Source organism: Sphingomonas molluscorum (assembly GCF_039522995.1).
In the GTDB taxonomy this organism is placed as follows: Bacteria; Pseudomonadota; Alphaproteobacteria; order Sphingomonadales; family Sphingomonadaceae; genus Sphingomonas; species Sphingomonas molluscorum.
This window is the reverse complement of record NZ_BAAAEL010000002.1, coordinates 311,962-328,868: the sequence shown is the minus strand read 5'-3', so window position 1 is coordinate 328,868 and position 16,907 is coordinate 311,962. Positions and strand designations below refer to the sequence as shown.

Genomic DNA, 16,907 nt, shown 5'->3' with positions numbered 1-16,907 from the left:
GGTGGAACACGGCCGCGCGCGTCCCATATGGGCGCGGTGCGACCTTCCCGCACCCGAATTTCACGAACTGCAAGGAACCTCCATGCCCAGCAACGCCAATGCCTTTGCCGCGCAGAGCCCCGAGTCCCCGCTGGCCCCGTTCAGCTTCGAACGCCGCGATCCGGGCCCGCGCGACGTGGCGATCGACATCCTGTTCTGCGGCGTCTGCCACTCCGACCTCCACACCGCCCGCGGCGAGTGGGAAGGCACGCTCTACCCGTGCGTTCCGGGCCATGAGATCGTCGGCCGCGTGACCGCCGTGGGCAGCGACGTCACCAAATTTCAGGTCGGCGACATCGCCGGCGTCGGCTGCATGGTCGACAGCTGCGGCGAGTGCCACTCCTGCCGCGAGGGCGAGGAGCAATATTGCGAGACCACCGGCTTCGTCGGCACCTACAACGGCCCGGATCCGGTGCTGGGCGGCCACACCTTTGGCGGCTATTCCGACCATATCGTCGTCGACGAGGGCTTCGTGCTGAAGGTCGGCCACGAGGCCGGCGACCTGGCGGCGGTCGCGCCGCTGCTGTGCGCGGGCATCACCACCTATTCGCCGCTCAAGCACTGGAAGGTCGGCCCGGGCCAGAAGGTTGGCATCGTCGGCCTCGGCGGCCTCGGCCACATGGGCGTCAAGATCGCCGCGGCGATGGGCGCCGACGTCTATGTGTTCAGCACCTCGCCCAACAAGCGCGAAGACGCCAAGCGCCTGGGCGCCCGGGACCTGATCGTGTCCAAGGACGCCGATGCCATGGCCGAGCACGCCGGCAGCTTCGACTTCATCCTGAACACCGTCGCGGCCAGCCACAACCTCGACCAGTTCCTGACGCTGCTGAAGCGTGACGGCACCATGACGCTGGTGGGCGTGCCGGAGGAGCCGCATCCCTCGCCGTCGGTCGGCAACCTCGTGTTCCGCCGCCGTTCGCTCGCCGGCTCGCTGATCGGCGGCATCGCCGAGACGCAGGAGATGCTCGACTTCTGCGCCGAGCACGGCCTGACCGCCGACATCGAGATGATCGACATCCAGGACATCAACACCGCCTATGAGCGGATGGTGAAGAGCGACGTGAAGTACCGCTTCGTGATCGACATGGAGTCGCTCAAGAACGCGGCATAACGGGATGGCGGGGTGCGCCGCGCGCATCCCGCCTCCACCTTCAAGCCGCCCCGAACGGCACCACCATGTTGCCCGCCGCATGGCCGATCGCCGCGCGTCCCAGGTACGGTACGCCCAGCACCCGCGCCCAGCGCGCCATGATCTCGTCCAGCGTTTCGCCGAACTCGCCGTTCTCCGGCACGTCCGTCACCTGGCCCAGCCGGATGCCGGCGAGCCCGTGCAGCTGGGTGGCGTTGCCCACGGTGAACATCATCCGGTCGATGCGGTAGATCGCCTCCGACACTTCCTCGACATAGAGGACATGGTCGGTGAGGTCGGGCAGCCAGGGCGTGCCCACCAGCGCCTCCAGGATGGCGAGGTTGAACGCCGCCGCCGGGCGCCCGTCCAGGTTCGGCTCCAGCACATGGGCGTCGCGATTCACCAGCCACGCGAGCGCCCGTCCGACCGAGGCGCCGCCATCGGAGCGGCCCACGTCGATCGGCATCGGCCCATGCACCTGCCGGCCGATCCGCCGCGCATAGAGCGCGCCCAGCAGGAACCCCATGTCGGAATAGCCGAGGTAGGTCTTGGCCGCCGCCGCGCGGTTGAGCTGCGGCAGCACCGTGCCCAGGATTCGGTTCGACCCATAGCCGCCGCGCGCGAACCAGATCGCGTCGAAGCCGGGATCGTTGGCGAACTCCAGGAACGCCGCCGCCCGCTCGGCATCGGTGCCGGCGAAATGCCCGGCCTCCAGGAAGCATTGCGGATGCACCACCACGTCGACCTGGGGGAAGGTGATCGCCGCGAACGCCTGCACCCGCGCGGCCGCCTCCGGCGTGATCGCACGGGCGGGGGCGACGATACCGATGCGCATGAACTGCCTTTCGCATAGGCCGGCCTGCCCGCCGGCGACGCGCCAGCGGCTTGCCCCCCGGCCGCCCCGCCGATAGCGCGGGGAAATGGAACACGGCAAATCCTTCTTCCTCGTCGGCATCGGCGGCAGCGGCATGCTCCCGCTCGCGACCATCCTCGCGCGGCGCGGCGCCACGGTCGCAGGCTCCGACCGGGCGCTCGACAATCCGGCGCTCGGCCCCAAGTTCGCGGCACTGCGCCGGCAGGGGATCGCGCTGTTCCCGCAGGATGGCAGCGGCATCACCTCGGCCGAGCAGACCGTGGTCGCCTCCGCCGCCGTCGAGGCGACGGTCGCCGACATGGTCGCCGCCGACCGTGTCGGCGCCCCGCGCATGACCCGGCCGCAACTGCTCGCCGAACTGTTCAACGCCAGCCCGCTCGGCATCGGCGTTGCCGGCACCAGCGGCAAGTCGACCGTGACGGGCATGATCGCCTGGATCCTCCACGCCACCGGCCGTGAACCCACGGTGATGAACGGCGCGGTAATGAAGAATTTTTCGACCTCCGACACGCCCTTTGCCAGCGCGCTGGTCGGGAGCGGTGAGGCGTTCGTGAGCGAGGTGGACGAGAGCGACGGCTCGATCGCCTTCTACCGCCCGCGCGTGGCGGTGCTCAACAACGTTAGCCTCGATCACAAGACGCTGGAGGAGCTGCGCACGCTGTTCGGCGGCTTTGCCGAGCGTGCGCAGAGGGCGGTGGTGAACGTCGGTGATGCCGAGTCGGCTGCGCTCGCCGCCGCGATCCCAAGTGCGAAGCTGCTGACCTTCGCGGTCGAGGCCCCGGCAGACCTTTCGGCCGAGGCGCTGGTGCCCGAGCCGTTCGGCATTGCTTTCGACCTGGTCGCTGGCGGTAGCCGCCGCCGCGTGCGGCTGGGCGTGCCCGGCCGCCACAACGTCGCCAACGCGCTCGCCGCGATCGGTGCGGCGGTGGCCGCCGGTCTCGACCGCGACGAAGCCGCCGCCGCGATCGAGGGCTTCGCCGGCCTCAAGCGCCGGTTCGAGCTGGTGGGGGAGGCGAACGGCGTCGCGGTGCTCGACGACTTCGGCCACAACCCGGACAAGATCGGCGCCACGCTCGACACGCTGCACGACTTCCCCGGCCGGCTGCTGCTGCTGTTCCAGCCCCACGGCTATGGCCCGCTGAAGGTCATGCGCCGCGAGCTGGTGGCGATGTTCCTCTCCAAGCTCGCGCCCGGCGACCGCCTCGTGCTGCCCGACCCGGTCTACCAGGGCGGCACCGTCGCGCGCGAGGTGACCAGCGCCGACATCGTCGCCGACCTGGCCGTTGCAGGCATCGACGCCCGCCACATCCCGGACCGCGTGGCCGCCGCCGCACATCTGGTGGCGGAGGCCAGGCCCGGTGACCGCATCGTCATCATGGGCGCGCGCGACGACACGCTCAGCCTGCTGGCCGCGGACATGGTGGCTTGGCTGGGCAGGATCTGAAAAGCTGCCTTGTCGGAATGACAAGCTCCATTGACAGGCGCCGAGGCCCCTGTCATGCTTCCTTTACAAACAGGAAGGGAGCCTTGCCATGAATGCGTCCACGCCAGCCATGAAGCGCTACAACCGCCGGATGCTCTGGGCGTTCGCCGCCTATGTCGTCGCGCTGTTCGGCGCGAACAGCATCGACAACCACTATCATTTGCAGGGCGGCGTTCTGATCGCGCTGTCCGTCGTTCCGGCGCTGCCGATCATCGCCGTGGTTGCGATCATCGGCCGCTACCTGGTCGAGGAACGCGACGAGTATCTGCGCCAGCGTCTGGTGACTTGCATGTTGTTCGGCACCGGGGTGCTGCTGGCCGTCGGCACGGTCTATAATTTCCTGTCGGGCAGCGGTGCGATCGATCCGATGCCGCGGCTGTGGATCTTCCCCGTGTGGGCGATGGGCTGGTTCGCGGCGCAGGCCTTTCTCTGCCTGCGCGACCGTTTTGCGGGCCAGCCGGCATGAAGAACCGGCTGCGCGTGCTGCGCGCCGAGCGCGGCTGGAGCCAGGGCGACCTGGCCGATCGGCTGGAGGTTTCCCGCCAGAGCGTCAACGCGATCGAGACCGGCCGCTACGATCCCTCGCTCCCGCTCGCCTTCCGCATCGCAGACCTGTTCGAGCTTTCGATCGAGCAGATCTTCGTGAACCCTGCGCTGGAGGCGGCGGAGGCGGACTGAACGCTAGCACGGCCGTGTGATTTCATGACCGCGAGTGGTTAGCTCCCGTTCGCTATCGCAGAGTTCACCGCGTCATCGGAATCGACCATTGGTGTCCGGGGCAGATTCGACACGGTATGATCAGGCATTATCTTGAAGGCTCCACCACCATACCCCCCTGTCCCGGTGGTAGTTGACACTTCGTACACGATGCCAATCCTGAGCGGCTTCGCAGCAACAACCTTGATCGCTTGGCCTGATGGGCCGCGCTTGCCCTTGAACCGCTGCCCGTAAAAGATCGGAAACTTGTCGGCGCAGCCGTAATCAAGCCTTTCATGCCAGAACGTGCCGTATCTGACGCGGCTTACATCATCGCCGGGCGCTGCCTTTGCTTTTACTTCACCCGATGCGATCACGTCGATCGCATTGAGGCACGATGCAACGTTTCGCGACTTGGGATCGACAACGAAGGCAAGCCGTCCCCCAATGACGACGGCCTTCAAATCGTAAACGTAAGAACAACTGCCAAGTGTCACAGCGAGCAGGGGGAGCAGGAGCCGCAAGCGTGCCATTGATCAAGCGTGACATGAAGCGCGAACATCCGCAACCGCGCCCCGTCTGCCGCCGCTCGCTCGTGGTCATGTCCCGCTTGGTGCGCATTGTCGCTAGATGTCCGATGGCTTTGCAGGCGGATGGTAGGTGGGATGCGGAACGGCCGCTCCGCAAGGCAGTTTCGTGTTACCGCCGCTCCGACGCGCTTCTATAGCGGCGTCAACATCAGCTACTTTTGGCGGAGGCCAGCGAGAAACAAGCGGGCGTCAGCTGCCGTCCGGTTTTCTTCGTCATCCCGGTGAAGGCCGGTACGGGAGGGTTGTATCCGGGTGGCGGAGCCTGACCGTCCAAATGGGACGGGTCGAACACGCACGCTTGCGCGCGCTCAGCGTCTCCCGCTCGCACTCCCCCATGCACAAGGGCTGTCCTACAACCCTCCCGCCGTGGCATGGGGTGGCGATGGCATTCCTTCGCCTCTTCCGCCGCTCCCCGGCCGCCGCGTTGCGCGCTTCCGGACACGGCCGAGGCGATCCTATTTCGAGCCTCAACTTCCTCAACTTCCGCGGTGCATCATGACTGAAGCTGCTCCTGCCGGTGAGCGTCCGCTCGCCTTTCACCACACGGCCGGGAAGGGGCCCACGATCGTGTTCCTGCCGGGCTATGCGTCCGACATGACCGGCAGCAAGGCGCTGGCGATCGAGGCCTGGGCGAAGACGGAGGGGCGGGCGTTCGTCCGCTTCGACTATGGCGGCTGCGGGCAGAGTCCCGGCGCGTTCGAGGAGCAGACGCTGGCGCTGTGGCGCGACGATGCGCTCGCCATCATCGACTATGCGGTGGAAGGCCCGGTGGTGCTGGTCGGATCGTCGATGGGCGGGTGGATCATGCTGCTCGCCGCGCGCGACCGGCCGGAGCGCGTCGTCGGGCTGGTCGGCATCGCGCCCGCGCCGGACTTCACCGACTGGGGCTTCACCCCTGAGGAGAAGATGACGATGCTGACGCAAGGGCGGCTGGAGAAGCCCTCGCCTTATTCGGACCAGCCGACCGTCACCACCCGCGCCTTCTGGAGCTCGGGGGAGGCGAACCGGCTGATGCACGGCATCGTGCCCGTCGACGTGCCGGTGCGGCTGATCCAGGGCCAGCAGGACAAGGACGTGCCGTTCGAGCGCACCGTGCACCTCGCCAGCCTGTTGCGTTCAGCCGACGTGCAGACGCTGCTCGTCAAGGATGGCGACCACCGCCTGTCCCGCCCGCAGGACATCGCCCTGATCCTGCGCGCCATCGAAGATGTGACCCCCGCCTGATGCTCCTCCCGCTGCTGCTCCTCGCCCAGACCGCACCCGCTCCGGCCGCGGGCCCGCCGACCCCCCGGCGTGGCGATCGCTATGCCGAGTGCATCGACCAGGCGCGGCGCGATCCCGCCGCAGCCGTGCGTGGGGCCACGGCGTGGCAGCAGGCGGGCGGCGGCTTCCTCGCCCAGCAATGCCTGGGGATCGCCCATACCACGCAGCAGCGCTGGGACGCGGCGGCGGCCGCCTTCGAGGGCGCGGCGCGTGCGGCGGATGTGGCCAAGGATCTGCGCTCGGGCAGCTTCTGGGCGCAGGCCGGCAATGCCTGGCTGGCGGCGGGCGACCCGGCCAAGGCGCAGGCGGCGCTCGACGCCGCGCTGATCGGCGGCACGCTCAGCGGCCTGGACCTGGGGGAGGCGCATCTCGACCGCGCACGCACGCTGGTCGCGGCCGGCCGGCAGGGGGAGGCGCGGGCCGATCTCGATCGTGCGCTGGCGCTGGCCGGCGACGACCCGCTCGCCTGGCTGCTGTCGGCGACGCTCGCGCGCCGGACCGGCGACCTGCTGCGCGCGCGCAAGGACATCGGCCGGGCGCTGGCGCTCTCGCCGGACGACGCTTCGGTCCAGCTGGAGGCGGGCAACATCGCCGCGGTGGAGGGCAATGAAGCGGCCGCGCGCAGCGCCTGGGAAGCCGCGGTGCGGGTCGCGCCCGGCACCGGCCCCGCCCAGGCGGCGGCCGATGCCCTGGCGGCCCTGGGTGGCGGCGCTCAGTCGAGGTAGAAGTCGACCGTGGTGACGACGCGCACCTTCTTGAAGGGCGTGTCGGCGACGCCATAGCCTGCCTGCTCGCCGTCGCGCGCCTCGACCGAGAAATAGCCCTGGGTCGCGCTCTTGATGCCGCCGACGCCGGTGTCGCTGTCCTTGGCGAACTGCTCGGCAGCGGCGCGGGCGTCGCGGGTCGCCTCGGCCACCATCGCCGGCTTGATGTCGTTGAGCTTGGTGAAGCTGTAGCTGATGCCCGAGCCTTCCTGGAGGACGACGCCCTGGCGCACGAGATCGAACTGGCGGGCGACCGCGCGGCGGGCGCGGGCGATGTCGGTCGTGCGCAGTTGCAGCCGCTGGCTGACCGTCACCGTCTGCACGCCGTTCATGTAGGATTGGCTGACGCCGGCGCCCGCGGGGGCGAGTGCCTCGGCGGGGAAGCCCAGGCTCGCGAAGAAGCGGCGGATGCTCTGGGTGTCGCGGTCGATGTCCGCCTGCACCTCGGCGAGGTCGAGGCCCTGCTTGGAATAGTTGAGCGTCCACACCGCCAGGTCGGCGGTGACGTTGCGCTCGGCGAGGCCGCGGACCGTCACCGATCGGTCGGCATGGTGCGCGCGCACCAGCCCGTTGCCGAGCAGATAGCCGCCCAGGATCATGCCCAATGCCAGGATTGCCGCTGCGACGAGCAGCGCCGTGCCGCGGTCTTTGGTCCTGCCGGTTTCCATTGCGGGTTCCTCCCCCATATAGCCGAAGCCTATCGTGCCGGCGGCACGATGCACAACTGCTGATGACGAACGGGAAGCTCCTGCCAATGAAGTATCTGCACACCATGATCCGCGTGACCGATCCGGAGGCGACGATCCGCTTCTTCAACGTGCTGGGGCTCACCGAAACCCGCCGCATTGAGAACGAGCAGGGCCGCTTCACGCTGATCTTCCTCGCCGCCGACGAGGACAGCAACGGCCCGGGCAAGCGCGCCGAGGCAGAGGTGGAGCTGACCTACAACTGGGATCCCGAGGAATATGGCGAGGGACGCAACTTCGGCCACCTCGCTTACCGGGTGGAGAACATCTACGAGACGTGCCAGCGGCTGATGGACTCCGGCGTGACGATCAACCGCCCGCCGCGGGACGGCAACATGGCCTTCATCCGCACCCCGGACAACATCTCGATCGAGCTGCTGCAGGCGGGCGATCCGCTGCCGCCGGCCGAGCCCTGGGCGTCGATGCCGAACACGGGCCGCTGGTGATGGCTGCGGCGTCTCCGATCGAAGTCCTCCGGCTGCCGGCGCTGTCGGACAATTATGTCTGGCTGCTCCACGATCCCGCCTCTGGCGAGACGGTGGTGGTCGACCCGGCGGAGGCGCCGCCGGTGCTGGAAGCGCTCGCCGAGCGTGGGTGGACGCTCACGGCGATCTGGAACACCCACTGGCATGGCGACCATACGGGCGGGAACGCCGGGCTGAAAGACGCGACCGGCGTGCCGGTGTTCGCCCCGGCGGCGGAGGCGGCCAAGATCCCGACGCTCGACCATGGCCTGAAGGAAGGCGACACGCTGCGGATCGGCGACCATGTTGCGACGGTGCTGGAGGTGCCGGCGCATACCTCGGGGCACATCGCTTTCCATTTTGCCGAGGATGCGCTGCTGTTCAGCGGCGACATGCTGTTCGCGATGGGGGCCGGGCGGTTGTTCGAGGGGACGGCGGCGCAGATGTATGCCGCCATGCGCCGGTTCGAGGCGCTGCCGGACGCCACGCAGGTGTTCTGCGGGCACGAATATACCCAGTCCAACGGCCGCTATGCGCTGGCAGCGGAACCGGACAACGCCGCCGTCGCGGGTCGGATGGTGGAGGTCGACCGGTTGCGTGCGGCGGGCGCGCCGACGGTGCCGACCACCATCGGCCTGGAGCGTGCAACCAATCCCTTCCTGCGTGCGTCCTCGCCCGAGGAGCTTGCCGAGCGCCGGCAGGCCAAGGACAGCTTCCGCGGATAGCGCGCCGGAGACTCGCGCCCGGGCGGAGAGGAGACAGGGCATGACCCGTTGGACGTTGATGCTGGCAGCGACCGCGCTGCTGGGAGGCTGCGCCACCGCCGCGGACGAGGCGAAGCGCCAGGCCGCGAGCGACAGGGAACTGGCCGAGGCGCTGGAAGGCTATACGCCTGGACGCACGCTCGACTGCATCGACCCGACCTTTGCGGGAGGGCCGCAGCTGGTGGGCGACTCGCTGCTCTACCGCCCCAGCCGGGGCACGCTGTACCGCAACGTGGTGGCGCCCAACTGCCCGGGCTTCCGCGGCGACCAGGTCGTGGTGGCGGAGCTCTATGGCTCGCGCATCTGCCGCAACGACCGCTTCCGGCTGGTGCAGCGCGGCGGGGGCGGCATCCCGTCCGCCTATTGCCGCTTCGGCCCGTTCGTCGAGTATAAGAAGGACCGCTGAGCGCCGGTCCGCCGGGGAGGCGGACCGGCGCCCCGCTTACAGCACGTAGCGGCTGAGGTCGGTGTTGCGGGCGACGCCGGCGAGCTGCTTGTCGACATAGGCGGCGTCGACCACCAGCGTCTCGCCGCGGCGATCCTCTGCGTCGAAGCTCACTTCCTCCAGCAGCTTCTCCATCACCGTCTGCAGGCGGCGGGCGCCGATGTTCTCGACCTCGCCGTTCACTTCGGCGGCGATGCGGGCGATCGCGCGGATCGCGTCGGGGGTGAAGTCGACGGTCACGCCCTCGGTGCCGATCAGCGCCTTGTACTGCTGCGGCAGCGATGCCGTTGTGTCCGACAGGATCGCCACGAAGTCGTCTTCGGTGAGGCCCTTCAGCTCCACCCGGATCGGCAGGCGGCCCTGGAGTTCGGGCAGCAGGTCGCTGGGCTTGGCGACATGGAACGCGCCCGAGGCGATGAAGAGGATGTGGTCGGTCTTCATCGGCCCGTACTTGGTGGCGACCGTGGTGCCCTCGATCAGCGGCAGGAGGTCGCGCTGGACGCCCTCGCGGCTGACCGAGCCGCCGCGCACGTCCGAGACCGCGATCTTGTCGATCTCGTCCAGGAAGACGATGCCGTTGGCTTCCGCGTCCGCCAGCGCGGTGCGGCTGACCTCGTCCTGGTCGAGGCGCTTGTCGGCCTCTTCCTCGACCAGCTTTTCCCAGGCGGCGGGGACGGTCAACTTGCGGCGCTTCATCTGGCCGCCGCCGAACGCCTTGCCCATCATCTCGGACAGGTTGATCATCTGCGGCGCGCCGCCGGGGATCTCGAACGGCATGGAGGGCTGCGCCTCCAGCTCGATCTCGATCTCCTTGTCGTTGAGATGGCCGTCGGCCATGCGCTGGCGAAATGCCTCGCGGGTCGCCTCGCTGGCGCCCTTGCCGGTGAGGGCGTCGAGCAGGCGCGCCATGGCGGCTTCCTCCGCCTTGTCCTTGACGGCGAGGCGGCGGCGTTCCTTTTCCAGCCGGATCGCTTCCTCGACGAGGTCGCGGGCGATCTGCTCGACGTCGCGGCCGACATAGCCGACCTCGGTGAACTTGGTCGCCTCGACCTTCACGAAGGGCGCGTCGGCGAGCTTGGCCAGGCGGCGGCTGATCTCGGTCTTGCCGCAGCCGGTCGGGCCGATCATCAGGATGTTCTTCGGGGAAACCTCGTCGCGCAGCTCGGGTGCGAGCTGCTGGCGGCGCCAGCGGTTGCGCATCGCGACGGCGACGGCGCGCTTGGCATCCTTTTGCCCGATGATGTGCGCGTCGAGCGCGGCGACGATCGCCTTGGGGGTGAGATTGTCGTTCATGGGTTCGCTTCGTTTCCCCTCCTTGAAGGGAGGGGGTGGGTTGGTGCGCCGGGCAGGACGCGAAGCCTCTGCCGGTGCGGTGTCGGTGAGGGCGGGGCTCGCCTTTGGCTCGCACCCACCCCCGGCCCCTCCCTTGCAGGGAGGGGAGAAGGGTTACGCCGTCGGCAGGCTTTCGACGGTCAGCCGGTCGTTGGTGTAGACGCACAGCTCGCCGGCGATCTTCATCGCCTTGCGGCAGACCGTTTCGGCATCCTGCTCATACTCGTCGAGCGCGCGGGCGGCGGCGAGGGCGAAGTTGCCGCCCGAGCCGATCGCGGCGATGCCGCCTTCCGGCTCCAGCACGTCGCCATTGCCCGTCACCACCAGGGTCACCTCCTTGTCGGCGACGATCAGCATCGCCTCCAGGTTGCGCAGGAACTTGTCCGTGCGCCAGTCCTTGGCGAGCTCGACCGCCGCGCGCAGCAACTGGCCCTGGTGCCGCTCGAGCTTGGCCTCGAGCCGTTCGAACAGGGTGAAGGCGTCGGCGGTCGCGCCGGCGAAGCCCGCGATCACGCTGCCGTCGCCCAGCGGGCGCACCTTGCGGGCGTTGGGCTTCATCACCGTCGGGCCCTGGGATACCTGGCCATCGCCTGCGATGACGACGCGGCCGTTCTTGCGCACGGAGAGGATTGTGGTGCCGTGCCACACCATGTCGTTGCTCATGGGCGGCATGTGGGGGGTGGGTGGCGGGGTTGCAATCGGGGCCGAGTGGAGATCGTTTCGGGGGCGCTTTGGTCGTGCTGCGGTGCGGAAGGTTAGGCTAAGGTTAGGCCAAGAACGGGTCTCGCGGGTATGGCCGGGAGAGGCGAAAGAGCCGCAGCGGTGGCGCGTGGTACCCTGGGCCCCGGCCTTCGCCGGGGTACGAAGAAGGGAAGGCGCTGCCCGCGTATCCCGGCCTTCGCCGGGGTACGGGAGTGGGCGGGGTCAGCGTTCCACCCCCTTGGCTTTTCCCCAGGCGCGGGCGGCGGTGTAGCCCAGGTAGCCGGTGCCGAAGAGGGCGTAGAGTTCTTCCGGAATGCCGCGCAGGTACGCGGTCATGCCGCGGGCGACCGCTTCGGCGAGGTCGGGGCGGAAGGCCGAGAGGATGCCCATCGGGATCGACCACAGCAGCAGCGCGTACATGACGTAGAGGAAGCTAGGCCGGGCGCGGCTGGTCCAGGGATCGTCGGACTGCGCCTCCGCGACGATGGCGGAGAGCTGGATGCGGGTCGCCTCCAGCTCGCGCAGGTTCTCCAGCTTCAGCAGTTCGAGCTTGGCTGCGTCGCGCGCCTTGGCGTCGGGAATGATGCGGTCGAGCAGCCCCGCGATCGGGCCGATCACGCCGTCGATGATGCTCATGTGCCTGTCCTTTGTTCGAGGTGTCGGACGGTGGAAGTCGAAGGGCGCGATCAGCCGAGCCGGTTGGCGAGCCAGCCGTAGAGAAAGGCCTCGTTGGCCGGGCGCTGCTCGGCGAGGTCGAGGTAGCGGGCGCCCTGGAGCGCGTCGCAGGCCTTCACCAGCACCGCTTCGCCGAGGGTCCCGCGGCCGGCGAGGAAGGCGTCGAGCGCGGCCAGTGTCGCCGGGCCGATCGCGCCGTCCACGCGCAGGTCGGCATAGTCGGTAGCGCCGCGGTTGAGCGCGTTCAGCGCGCGCTGGAGGAAGCCCGTCGCCACCTTCGGCCCCATGTTGATGCCGGTGTCGAAGAGCTCGGCGGCGAGGTCGGGCGCGCGGGCGGCGACGTCGGCGAAGCGCGGGCGCTCCCAATAGAGGCGGCGGTAGAGGTCGGCGGCGACACTGCGCGGCAGCGTGCGCATCGGCCCATCATAGCCGTTGCGGCGTGCCACCGCCTCCGTCAGCCCCCAGCGGGTCGGCCCGCCGCGGTCCGCCGAATGGTCCACGAACCCGCCCTCGCGCGCGATCACTTCGTCGATCAACGTTTCGATGGTCATCACATCCTCCTGTGCAAGCAGGACGGTGAACCATATGGGTTCGAATTAGGAAAGCTCGTCGGCTCGATCTGGATCGGCGGTTTGCCCTCAAAGGGAGAGTGCAGGGGAGCTTGACGAATCAACTACATCTGTAGTCAATGGTGGCGGCCCGGTACACGTTCCGCATCGGAGCGGTGGGGCCGCACGGAGGGGATGCCATGTTGCGAGCGTCAAATGCGTTGGGACGGGTCCTGCTGTCCGCGATGTCCTTGCTCATGGCCCCGGCCGGCGCCTGGGCCCGTGAGGATGCCGCGACGCCGGGATTGCCGGAAACGGGCGAGATCACCCTCTATCAGTCGCCGGACCGCGTCCTCGTCATGATGCGGGTCGCCGATGGGGACCTGATCCCAATGGTCTTCGATACGGGCTCGGACGGCGCCACAATCGAGCAGAATCTGGCCAAGCGCCTTCGGATGAAGAAGATCGGCCAGGTCCAAGCGCTCGATGGGACGACGGGCAAGACGGAGCTGCTGCCCGAGGTCTCGATCCCGGATGCCACGGTCGGCGGGCTGAAGGTGGGGGCGATCGAGGCGGCAGCATTCGCCTATGATCGCAACGACGCGATGGGGATCCTCTCGTCCGAGATGTTCACCCGGAGCCTGTTGTACCTGGACCTCGCCAACGATCGCGCGCTTCTGGTGCCGCGTACCAATACGCCGGCTTCGGCGGGAGCGCCGACGGACTATGTGGAGGGCATCCCCACGGTGGCGATCGTCCTGCCCGATGGCAGCACGTTGCCGGCGCATTTCGACACCGGCTACAACGCCGCGCTGAGCCTGCCGGTGTCGATGATGGACAAGGTGCCGTTGTTCGAGCCGGCGAAGATCGTCGGCAGGTTCAAGTCGATCAACACCGAAGGCCCCGTCTATGGCGGCCGGGTGCGGGGGACGATCAAGATCGGCCCGGTGACGCTGGAGAACCCGGACGTGTCCTTCCTGGGCAATCTGGCGAACATCGGCTTGCCGATCATCCGCCAGGTCACGCTGGTGATCGATGCGGCGGCGGACCGCAACTGGGTGCTCCCGGCCGGTGCGACGCCCGAGGGGGCGCAGTAGCGACGGGCGGCGAAAGACACGCCGGTCGAGATGCGCTAGGCCGTGCTTCCACCCATCGCCAGGGAGGCGGCCATGCAGATTGCGGTTCTGACGTTCGACGGGTTCAACGAACTGGATTCGTTCGTCGCGGCCGCGATCCTGAACCGGATGAAGGCGCAGGGCTGGGCAGCGCACATCACCTGCCCGACCGAGCAGGTCACGTCCATGAACGGGGTCACCATCCAGCGCCAGAAGCCGCTGGCGTTCGCGGCCGAAGCCGATGCGGTGCTGATCGGCAGCGGCATCCGGACGCGCGAGATCGCCGCCGACGCCGACCTGCTCGGCCGGATCCGGCTCGACCCGGCCCGCCAGCTGATCGGCGCGCAATGTTCGGGCACGCTGCTGCTCGCCAAGCTGGGGCTTGTCGGCGACCTGCCGGCGTGCACCGACCTCACCACCAAGCCCTGGGTGATCGAGGCCGGGGTGCGAGTGATCGACGCGCCGTTCGTCGCGCACGGCAACGTCGCGACGGCGGGCGGGTGCCTCGCCTCGCAATATCTCGCCGCCTGGATGATCGCGCGCGGGGCGTCGCGGGCCAATGCCGAGGCGGCGATCCACTATGTCGCGCCGGTGGGCGAGAAGGCACTTTATGTGGAGCGCGCGCTGGCGGTGGTGGCGCCGTTCGTGGACGCGGCGCCGGAGGCCGTCGCGGCCTGACCGGGCTTCACGCGAACCAGGTCACCTCCAGCGTCACCGTGCACAGGAAGGTGACGAGCGTCGTCGCCCAGCCGAGGAAGTTGGTCCAGCGGCCGTTGGTGCGCGCGCCCAAGACCTTGCGGCTGTTGGTGAGCAGCATCATCAGCAGCAGGAGCGGGGGCACGGAGAAGCCCTGGACGATGCCCGACCAGACCAGCATCTTCATCGGATTGAGGCCGAGGAAGTTCATCGCCACGGCAAGGGCCGTGACGATGCCGATGATCGCGTAGAAGAGCTTGTTGTGGCTGGGCGCGTCGTGGAGGCTGCCCTCGCGCCCGATGCCCTGCACCACGTCATAGGCGGCGCCCGTCGTCATGATCGGCACCGCCAGGAAGCCGACGCCGACGACGCCGGCGGCGAAGAGATATTTCGCGCCCTCGCCCGCGAGCGGCTCCAGCGCGGCGGCGGCCTGGGCGGCGCTGTCGATCTCGGTCTGGCCGGCGGGATGGAGGGTAAGGCCGGTCGACATGATGATGAAGTAGAGGATCAGGTTGGAGAAGATCATGCCGATCAGCACGTCGCGGCTGGTCCGCTTCATCTCGCGCCGGGTCGCGCCCTTGCGCTGCCACAGGCGGCGTCGGCCGATCGCGATCTGCTCCTCCACCTCCTGGTTCGACTGCCAGGTGTAGACATAGGCGGAGAGCGAGGTGCCGATGCAGGCGACCACCAGCGCGAGGAATTCGGCGCTGAACGTGATGCTGGGCAGGAAGGTCGCGCGCAGGATCTCCAGCGGATCGGGCCGCGCCAGGATCGCGGCGGCGACATAGGCGAAGAGGATCAGTGCCAGCCAGCGGAACACCCGGCGGATGAGCGTATAGGAGCCGAAATACTGGACGGCGAAGATGATGACGGCCGCGCCCAGCACGATCAGCGGCACGGGGATGGGCACGAGCAGGTTGAGCGCGGCGCCGATGCCGCCCAGGTCCGCTGCCGCCTCGATGATGTTGCCCAGGAAGGCGAGCGTCACCATCGGGTAGAGCACCCAGCGGGGGAACTGGTCGCGGATGCAGGCGAACAGCCCCTTGCCGTACACCTGGCCGATCTTTGCCGACAGATAGGTGACGACGTACATCATCGGCAGCAGGACCGGGGCGATCCAGAGGAAGCCCAGGCCGAAGCGCGCGCCGGCACTGGCATAGGTGCCGATGGCGGAGGGATCGTCGTCCGCGGCGCCCGTCACCACACCGGCGCCGACCAGCTTCATCATGCCGGCGGGCGGCGGGGGGGCGTGGACCTGGGTATCGGCCTCGAGCGGCTCGCGGATGGGGTCGATCACGTTCGGCTCGTCAGTGGCTGGCGAGCGTCAACCGTTCAGCGCGGGCGCGGTTCACTGCAGGAGGCTAGAAAGGCGCCGGGACCGGAGGGGCGCTCCGATCCCGGCGGGGCATCAGCCGCGCGGCTTGAGCATGCCGTGCATGCCGAGCCAGCTGGAGAAGGCGGAGAACCAGCCGGTGCTGGTGGTGCTCTTCTGATACATGCCGAAGCCGTGGCCCCCCTGTTCATAGAGGTGGAACTCGACGGGGCGCTTGGCGGCCCTCCAGCTTTCGATCAGGCCGAAGCCGCTGTTGGCGAAGAAGGGATCGTCGGCGGCGAGCGCCACGAACATCGGCGGTGCGTCGGCGGGGACGCTCACTTCCGACAGCGGGCCGTAGATGAGGCCGATGAACGCGGGCTTGGTGTCCTGCGCCGAAAGCGTGGTGGCGAGCGTGAGCATCGCACCGGCGGAAAAGCCGACCATGCCGACGCGGTCGCGGTCGATGCGCCATTCGGGCGCACGCTGGCGGATCATCGCGAAGGCGGCGCGGGCATCGGCGATCTGCGGGGCGAGGGCGGCCATCGCGTCCGCCGGGTTCGGCCGCGGCGGGCGCGCGGCGGTGGCCGAGAACATCTCCGCCATCGAGCGTTCGAAGGCGGGCATGTCCGCCGGCGTTTGGTTCAGGCGATACTTCAGGACGAAGGCGGCGACACCCTGGGCGGCGAGCGCGCGGGCGACGTCCCAGCCCTCGTTCTCCATCGACAGGGTGCGGAAGCCCCCGCCCGGGGTCACGATCACGGCAGCACCGGTCGCCTTTGCCGGATCGGGCAGGAAGGGGGTGAGCGTCGCCTCCGTCACGTTGCGGGCGAAGACGCTGTTGTACTGGCTGTGCCAGGATTCCTTGGCCTTGTCGCCGGGCAGTGGGCCGGTCTTGAGCGGGATGGCGTCGGGCTGGGCCGGGATGGGGATCGGGGTCATCCGGTCCTCCTGCGCCTGGGCCGGCGCCGCGAGCAGGCAGGCGGCGGCGAGCGCCATCACGGCCGGTCGCAGGTACGTGCGGCCGATGGCGCGTGCCCAACGGGTGTTCCTTGTTGTCGTCATGGCATCCCTCTCCCTGTTTTGGACGTGCGATCAAGCTTTCGTCCGGGCAGGACAGGTCAGCGTTGCATCCGGAGAAGAACAGCGGCGCTGCCGGAACTCTGATGCGAAACTAAGTTGTTTATTGTGGATGTTGGGATCGGTTCTCAACTTCCACGAACTTGCCTGTACGCGCCCGGATTCGCTCCTGAACTTGTCGCGGGCATCG

At 68.7% G+C, this 16,907-nt stretch carries 20 protein-coding genes; 11 read left to right on the top strand and 9 right to left on the bottom strand.

Annotated features, from left to right (window positions below; genetic code table 11):
* Positions 1–82 precede the first annotated feature (82 nt).
* Entirely contained in the window at positions 83–1,150 is a 1,068-nt protein-coding gene (locus tag ABDZ92_RS06130; protein WP_125961604.1) for an NAD(P)-dependent alcohol dehydrogenase, read from the top strand.
* A gap of 40 nt (positions 1,151–1,190) precedes the next feature.
* On the opposite strand, the gene ABDZ92_RS06125 is transcribed toward ABDZ92_RS06130, so the two are convergent.
* The gene (locus tag ABDZ92_RS06125) at positions 1,191–2,003 is read right to left on the bottom strand and encodes an LD-carboxypeptidase (RefSeq protein WP_125961605.1); all 813 of its coding nucleotides are present in this window, start codon (positions 2,001–2,003) and stop codon (positions 1,191–1,193) included.
* Positions 2,004–2,088: 85 nt separating this feature from the next.
* On the opposite strand from ABDZ92_RS06125, the gene ABDZ92_RS06120 reads away from it, so the two are divergent.
* From ABDZ92_RS06120 to ABDZ92_RS06110, 3 genes are all read left to right on the top strand, one after another.
* A complete protein-coding gene (locus tag ABDZ92_RS06120; RefSeq protein WP_125961606.1) occupies positions 2,089–3,486 on the top strand; it encodes a glutamate ligase domain-containing protein in 1,398 nt (465 codons plus the stop codon).
* An 88-nt stretch (positions 3,487–3,574) separates the two neighbouring features.
* A complete protein-coding gene (locus ABDZ92_RS06115) occupies positions 3,575–3,991 on the top strand; it encodes a hypothetical protein (RefSeq protein ID WP_125961607.1) in 417 nt (138 codons plus the stop codon).
* Entirely contained in the window at positions 3,988–4,203 is a 216-nt protein-coding gene (locus tag ABDZ92_RS06110; RefSeq protein WP_125961608.1) for a helix-turn-helix transcriptional regulator, read from the top strand. The genes ABDZ92_RS06115 and ABDZ92_RS06110 overlap by 4 nt, the downstream gene beginning before the upstream one ends.
* A gap of 38 nt (positions 4,204–4,241) precedes the next feature.
* On the opposite strand, the gene ABDZ92_RS06105 is transcribed toward ABDZ92_RS06110, so the two are convergent.
* Positions 4,242–4,754: a hypothetical protein gene (locus tag ABDZ92_RS06105; RefSeq protein WP_272695120.1), complete on the bottom strand. Its 513-nt coding sequence runs from the start codon at positions 4,752–4,754 to the stop codon at positions 4,242–4,244.
* Between the two features lie 552 nt (positions 4,755–5,306).
* On the opposite strand from ABDZ92_RS06105, the gene ABDZ92_RS06100 reads away from it, so the two are divergent.
* Entirely contained in the window at positions 5,307–6,035 is a 729-nt protein-coding gene (locus ABDZ92_RS06100; RefSeq protein WP_125961610.1) for an alpha/beta fold hydrolase, read from the top strand.
* Positions 6,035–6,799 (top strand): tetratricopeptide repeat protein, encoded by a 765-nt coding sequence (locus ABDZ92_RS06095; RefSeq protein WP_125961611.1) that lies wholly within the window; start codon positions 6,035–6,037, stop codon positions 6,797–6,799. The genes ABDZ92_RS06100 and ABDZ92_RS06095 overlap by 1 nt, the downstream gene beginning before the upstream one ends.
* On the opposite strand, the gene ABDZ92_RS06090 is transcribed toward ABDZ92_RS06095, so the two are convergent.
* The gene (locus ABDZ92_RS06090) at positions 6,787–7,506 is read right to left on the bottom strand and encodes an SIMPL domain-containing protein (protein ID WP_125961612.1); all 720 of its coding nucleotides are present in this window, start codon (positions 7,504–7,506) and stop codon (positions 6,787–6,789) included. The two genes, ABDZ92_RS06095 and ABDZ92_RS06090, sit on opposite strands and share 13 nt — an antisense overlap.
* Before the next feature lie 86 nt (positions 7,507–7,592).
* Here ABDZ92_RS06090 and ABDZ92_RS06085 point away from each other — a divergent pair, with 86 nt between their 5' ends.
* The 3 genes from ABDZ92_RS06085 to ABDZ92_RS06075 are packed head-to-tail and all read left to right on the top strand — an operon-like array spanning position 7,593 to position 9,218.
* A complete protein-coding gene (locus ABDZ92_RS06085; RefSeq protein ID WP_125961613.1) occupies positions 7,593–8,030 on the top strand; it encodes a VOC family protein in 438 nt (145 codons plus the stop codon).
* Positions 8,030–8,773: a hydroxyacylglutathione hydrolase gene (gloB, locus tag ABDZ92_RS06080; protein WP_125961614.1), complete on the top strand. Its 744-nt coding sequence runs from the start codon at positions 8,030–8,032 to the stop codon at positions 8,771–8,773. Before ABDZ92_RS06085 ends, gloB begins: the two co-directional genes overlap by 1 nt.
* A gap of 40 nt (positions 8,774–8,813) precedes the next feature.
* On the top strand, positions 8,814–9,218 hold the full coding sequence (locus ABDZ92_RS06075; protein ID WP_125961615.1) for a hypothetical protein: 405 nt from the start codon (positions 8,814–8,816) through the stop codon (positions 9,216–9,218).
* Positions 9,219–9,254: 36 nt separating this feature from the next.
* On the opposite strand, the gene hslU is transcribed toward ABDZ92_RS06075, so the two are convergent.
* From hslU to ABDZ92_RS06055, 4 genes are all read right to left on the bottom strand, one after another.
* Positions 9,255–10,550: an ATP-dependent protease ATPase subunit HslU gene (hslU, locus tag ABDZ92_RS06070; RefSeq protein ID WP_125961616.1), complete on the bottom strand. Its 1,296-nt coding sequence runs from the start codon at positions 10,548–10,550 to the stop codon at positions 9,255–9,257.
* A gap of 153 nt (positions 10,551–10,703) precedes the next feature.
* The gene (hslV, locus tag ABDZ92_RS06065) at positions 10,704–11,252 is read right to left on the bottom strand and encodes an ATP-dependent protease subunit HslV (protein ID WP_125961617.1); all 549 of its coding nucleotides are present in this window, start codon (positions 11,250–11,252) and stop codon (positions 10,704–10,706) included.
* Between the two features lie 261 nt (positions 11,253–11,513).
* Positions 11,514–11,927, bottom strand: coding sequence for a holin family protein (locus ABDZ92_RS06060; protein WP_125961618.1), 414 nt, complete (start codon positions 11,925–11,927; stop codon positions 11,514–11,516).
* Between the two features lie 50 nt (positions 11,928–11,977).
* Positions 11,978–12,517: a glycoside hydrolase family 108 protein gene (locus ABDZ92_RS06055; protein WP_125961619.1), complete on the bottom strand. Its 540-nt coding sequence runs from the start codon at positions 12,515–12,517 to the stop codon at positions 11,978–11,980.
* A gap of 242 nt (positions 12,518–12,759) precedes the next feature.
* On the opposite strand from ABDZ92_RS06055, the gene ABDZ92_RS06050 reads away from it, so the two are divergent.
* Positions 12,760–13,611 carry an aspartyl protease family protein gene (locus ABDZ92_RS06050; protein ID WP_164521316.1) on the top strand — a complete coding sequence of 284 codons (852 nt, stop codon included), beginning with the start codon at positions 12,760–12,762 and terminating at the stop codon, positions 13,609–13,611.
* 72 nt (positions 13,612–13,683) lie between these two features.
* Positions 13,684–14,307 carry a DJ-1/PfpI family protein gene (locus tag ABDZ92_RS06045; RefSeq protein WP_125961621.1) on the top strand — a complete coding sequence of 208 codons (624 nt, stop codon included), beginning with the start codon at positions 13,684–13,686 and terminating at the stop codon, positions 14,305–14,307.
* Positions 14,308–14,314: 7 nt separating this feature from the next.
* Here ABDZ92_RS06045 and ABDZ92_RS06040 read toward each other — a convergent pair whose 3' ends face one another.
* Together ABDZ92_RS06040 and ABDZ92_RS06035 are read right to left on the bottom strand one after the other, a co-directional pair.
* Positions 14,315–15,622, bottom strand: a complete 1,308-nt coding sequence (locus tag ABDZ92_RS06040; protein WP_241211934.1) for an Nramp family divalent metal transporter — start codon at positions 15,620–15,622, stop codon at positions 14,315–14,317.
* A 111-nt stretch (positions 15,623–15,733) separates the two neighbouring features.
* Positions 15,734–16,636, bottom strand: coding sequence for an alpha/beta hydrolase (locus ABDZ92_RS06035; protein ID WP_241211938.1), 903 nt, complete (start codon positions 16,634–16,636; stop codon positions 15,734–15,736).
* Positions 16,637–16,907 lie beyond the last annotated feature (271 nt).

Excerpts from the sequence above, each read along its gene's own strand:
- ABDZ92_RS06130 (WP_125961604.1), top strand. The coding sequence starts at position 83 with ATGCCCAGCAACGCCAATGCCTTTGCCGCGCAGAGCCCCGAGTCCCCG.
- ABDZ92_RS06125 (WP_125961605.1), bottom strand. The coding sequence starts at position 2,003 with ATGCGCATCGGTATCGTCGCCCCCGCCCGTGCGATCACGCCGGAGGCG.
- ABDZ92_RS06120 (WP_125961606.1), top strand. The coding sequence starts at position 2,089 with ATGGAACACGGCAAATCCTTCTTCCTCGTCGGCATCGGCGGCAGCGGC.
- ABDZ92_RS06115 (WP_125961607.1), top strand. The coding sequence starts at position 3,575 with ATGAATGCGTCCACGCCAGCCATGAAGCGCTACAACCGCCGGATGCTC.
- ABDZ92_RS06110 (WP_125961608.1), top strand. The coding sequence starts at position 3,988 with ATGAAGAACCGGCTGCGCGTGCTGCGCGCCGAGCGCGGCTGGAGCCAG.
- ABDZ92_RS06105 (WP_272695120.1), bottom strand. The coding sequence starts at position 4,754 with ATGGCACGCTTGCGGCTCCTGCTCCCCCTGCTCGCTGTGACACTTGGC.
- ABDZ92_RS06100 (WP_125961610.1), top strand. The coding sequence starts at position 5,307 with ATGACTGAAGCTGCTCCTGCCGGTGAGCGTCCGCTCGCCTTTCACCAC.
- ABDZ92_RS06095 (WP_125961611.1), top strand. The coding sequence starts at position 6,035 with ATGCTCCTCCCGCTGCTGCTCCTCGCCCAGACCGCACCCGCTCCGGCC.
- ABDZ92_RS06090 (WP_125961612.1), bottom strand. The coding sequence starts at position 7,506 with ATGGAAACCGGCAGGACCAAAGACCGCGGCACGGCGCTGCTCGTCGCA.
- ABDZ92_RS06085 (WP_125961613.1), top strand. The coding sequence starts at position 7,593 with ATGAAGTATCTGCACACCATGATCCGCGTGACCGATCCGGAGGCGACG.
- gloB (WP_125961614.1), top strand. The coding sequence starts at position 8,030 with ATGGCTGCGGCGTCTCCGATCGAAGTCCTCCGGCTGCCGGCGCTGTCG.
- ABDZ92_RS06075 (WP_125961615.1), top strand. The coding sequence starts at position 8,814 with ATGACCCGTTGGACGTTGATGCTGGCAGCGACCGCGCTGCTGGGAGGC.
- hslU (WP_125961616.1), bottom strand. The coding sequence starts at position 10,550 with ATGAACGACAATCTCACCCCCAAGGCGATCGTCGCCGCGCTCGACGCG.
- hslV (WP_125961617.1), bottom strand. The coding sequence starts at position 11,252 with ATGAGCAACGACATGGTGTGGCACGGCACCACAATCCTCTCCGTGCGC.
- ABDZ92_RS06060 (WP_125961618.1), bottom strand. The coding sequence starts at position 11,927 with ATGAGCATCATCGACGGCGTGATCGGCCCGATCGCGGGGCTGCTCGAC.
- ABDZ92_RS06055 (WP_125961619.1), bottom strand. The coding sequence starts at position 12,517 with ATGACCATCGAAACGTTGATCGACGAAGTGATCGCGCGCGAGGGCGGG.
- ABDZ92_RS06050 (WP_164521316.1), top strand. The coding sequence starts at position 12,760 with ATGTCCTTGCTCATGGCCCCGGCCGGCGCCTGGGCCCGTGAGGATGCC.
- ABDZ92_RS06045 (WP_125961621.1), top strand. The coding sequence starts at position 13,684 with ATGCAGATTGCGGTTCTGACGTTCGACGGGTTCAACGAACTGGATTCG.
- ABDZ92_RS06035 (WP_241211938.1), bottom strand. The coding sequence starts at position 16,636 with ATGGCGCTCGCCGCCGCCTGCCTGCTCGCGGCGCCGGCCCAGGCGCAG.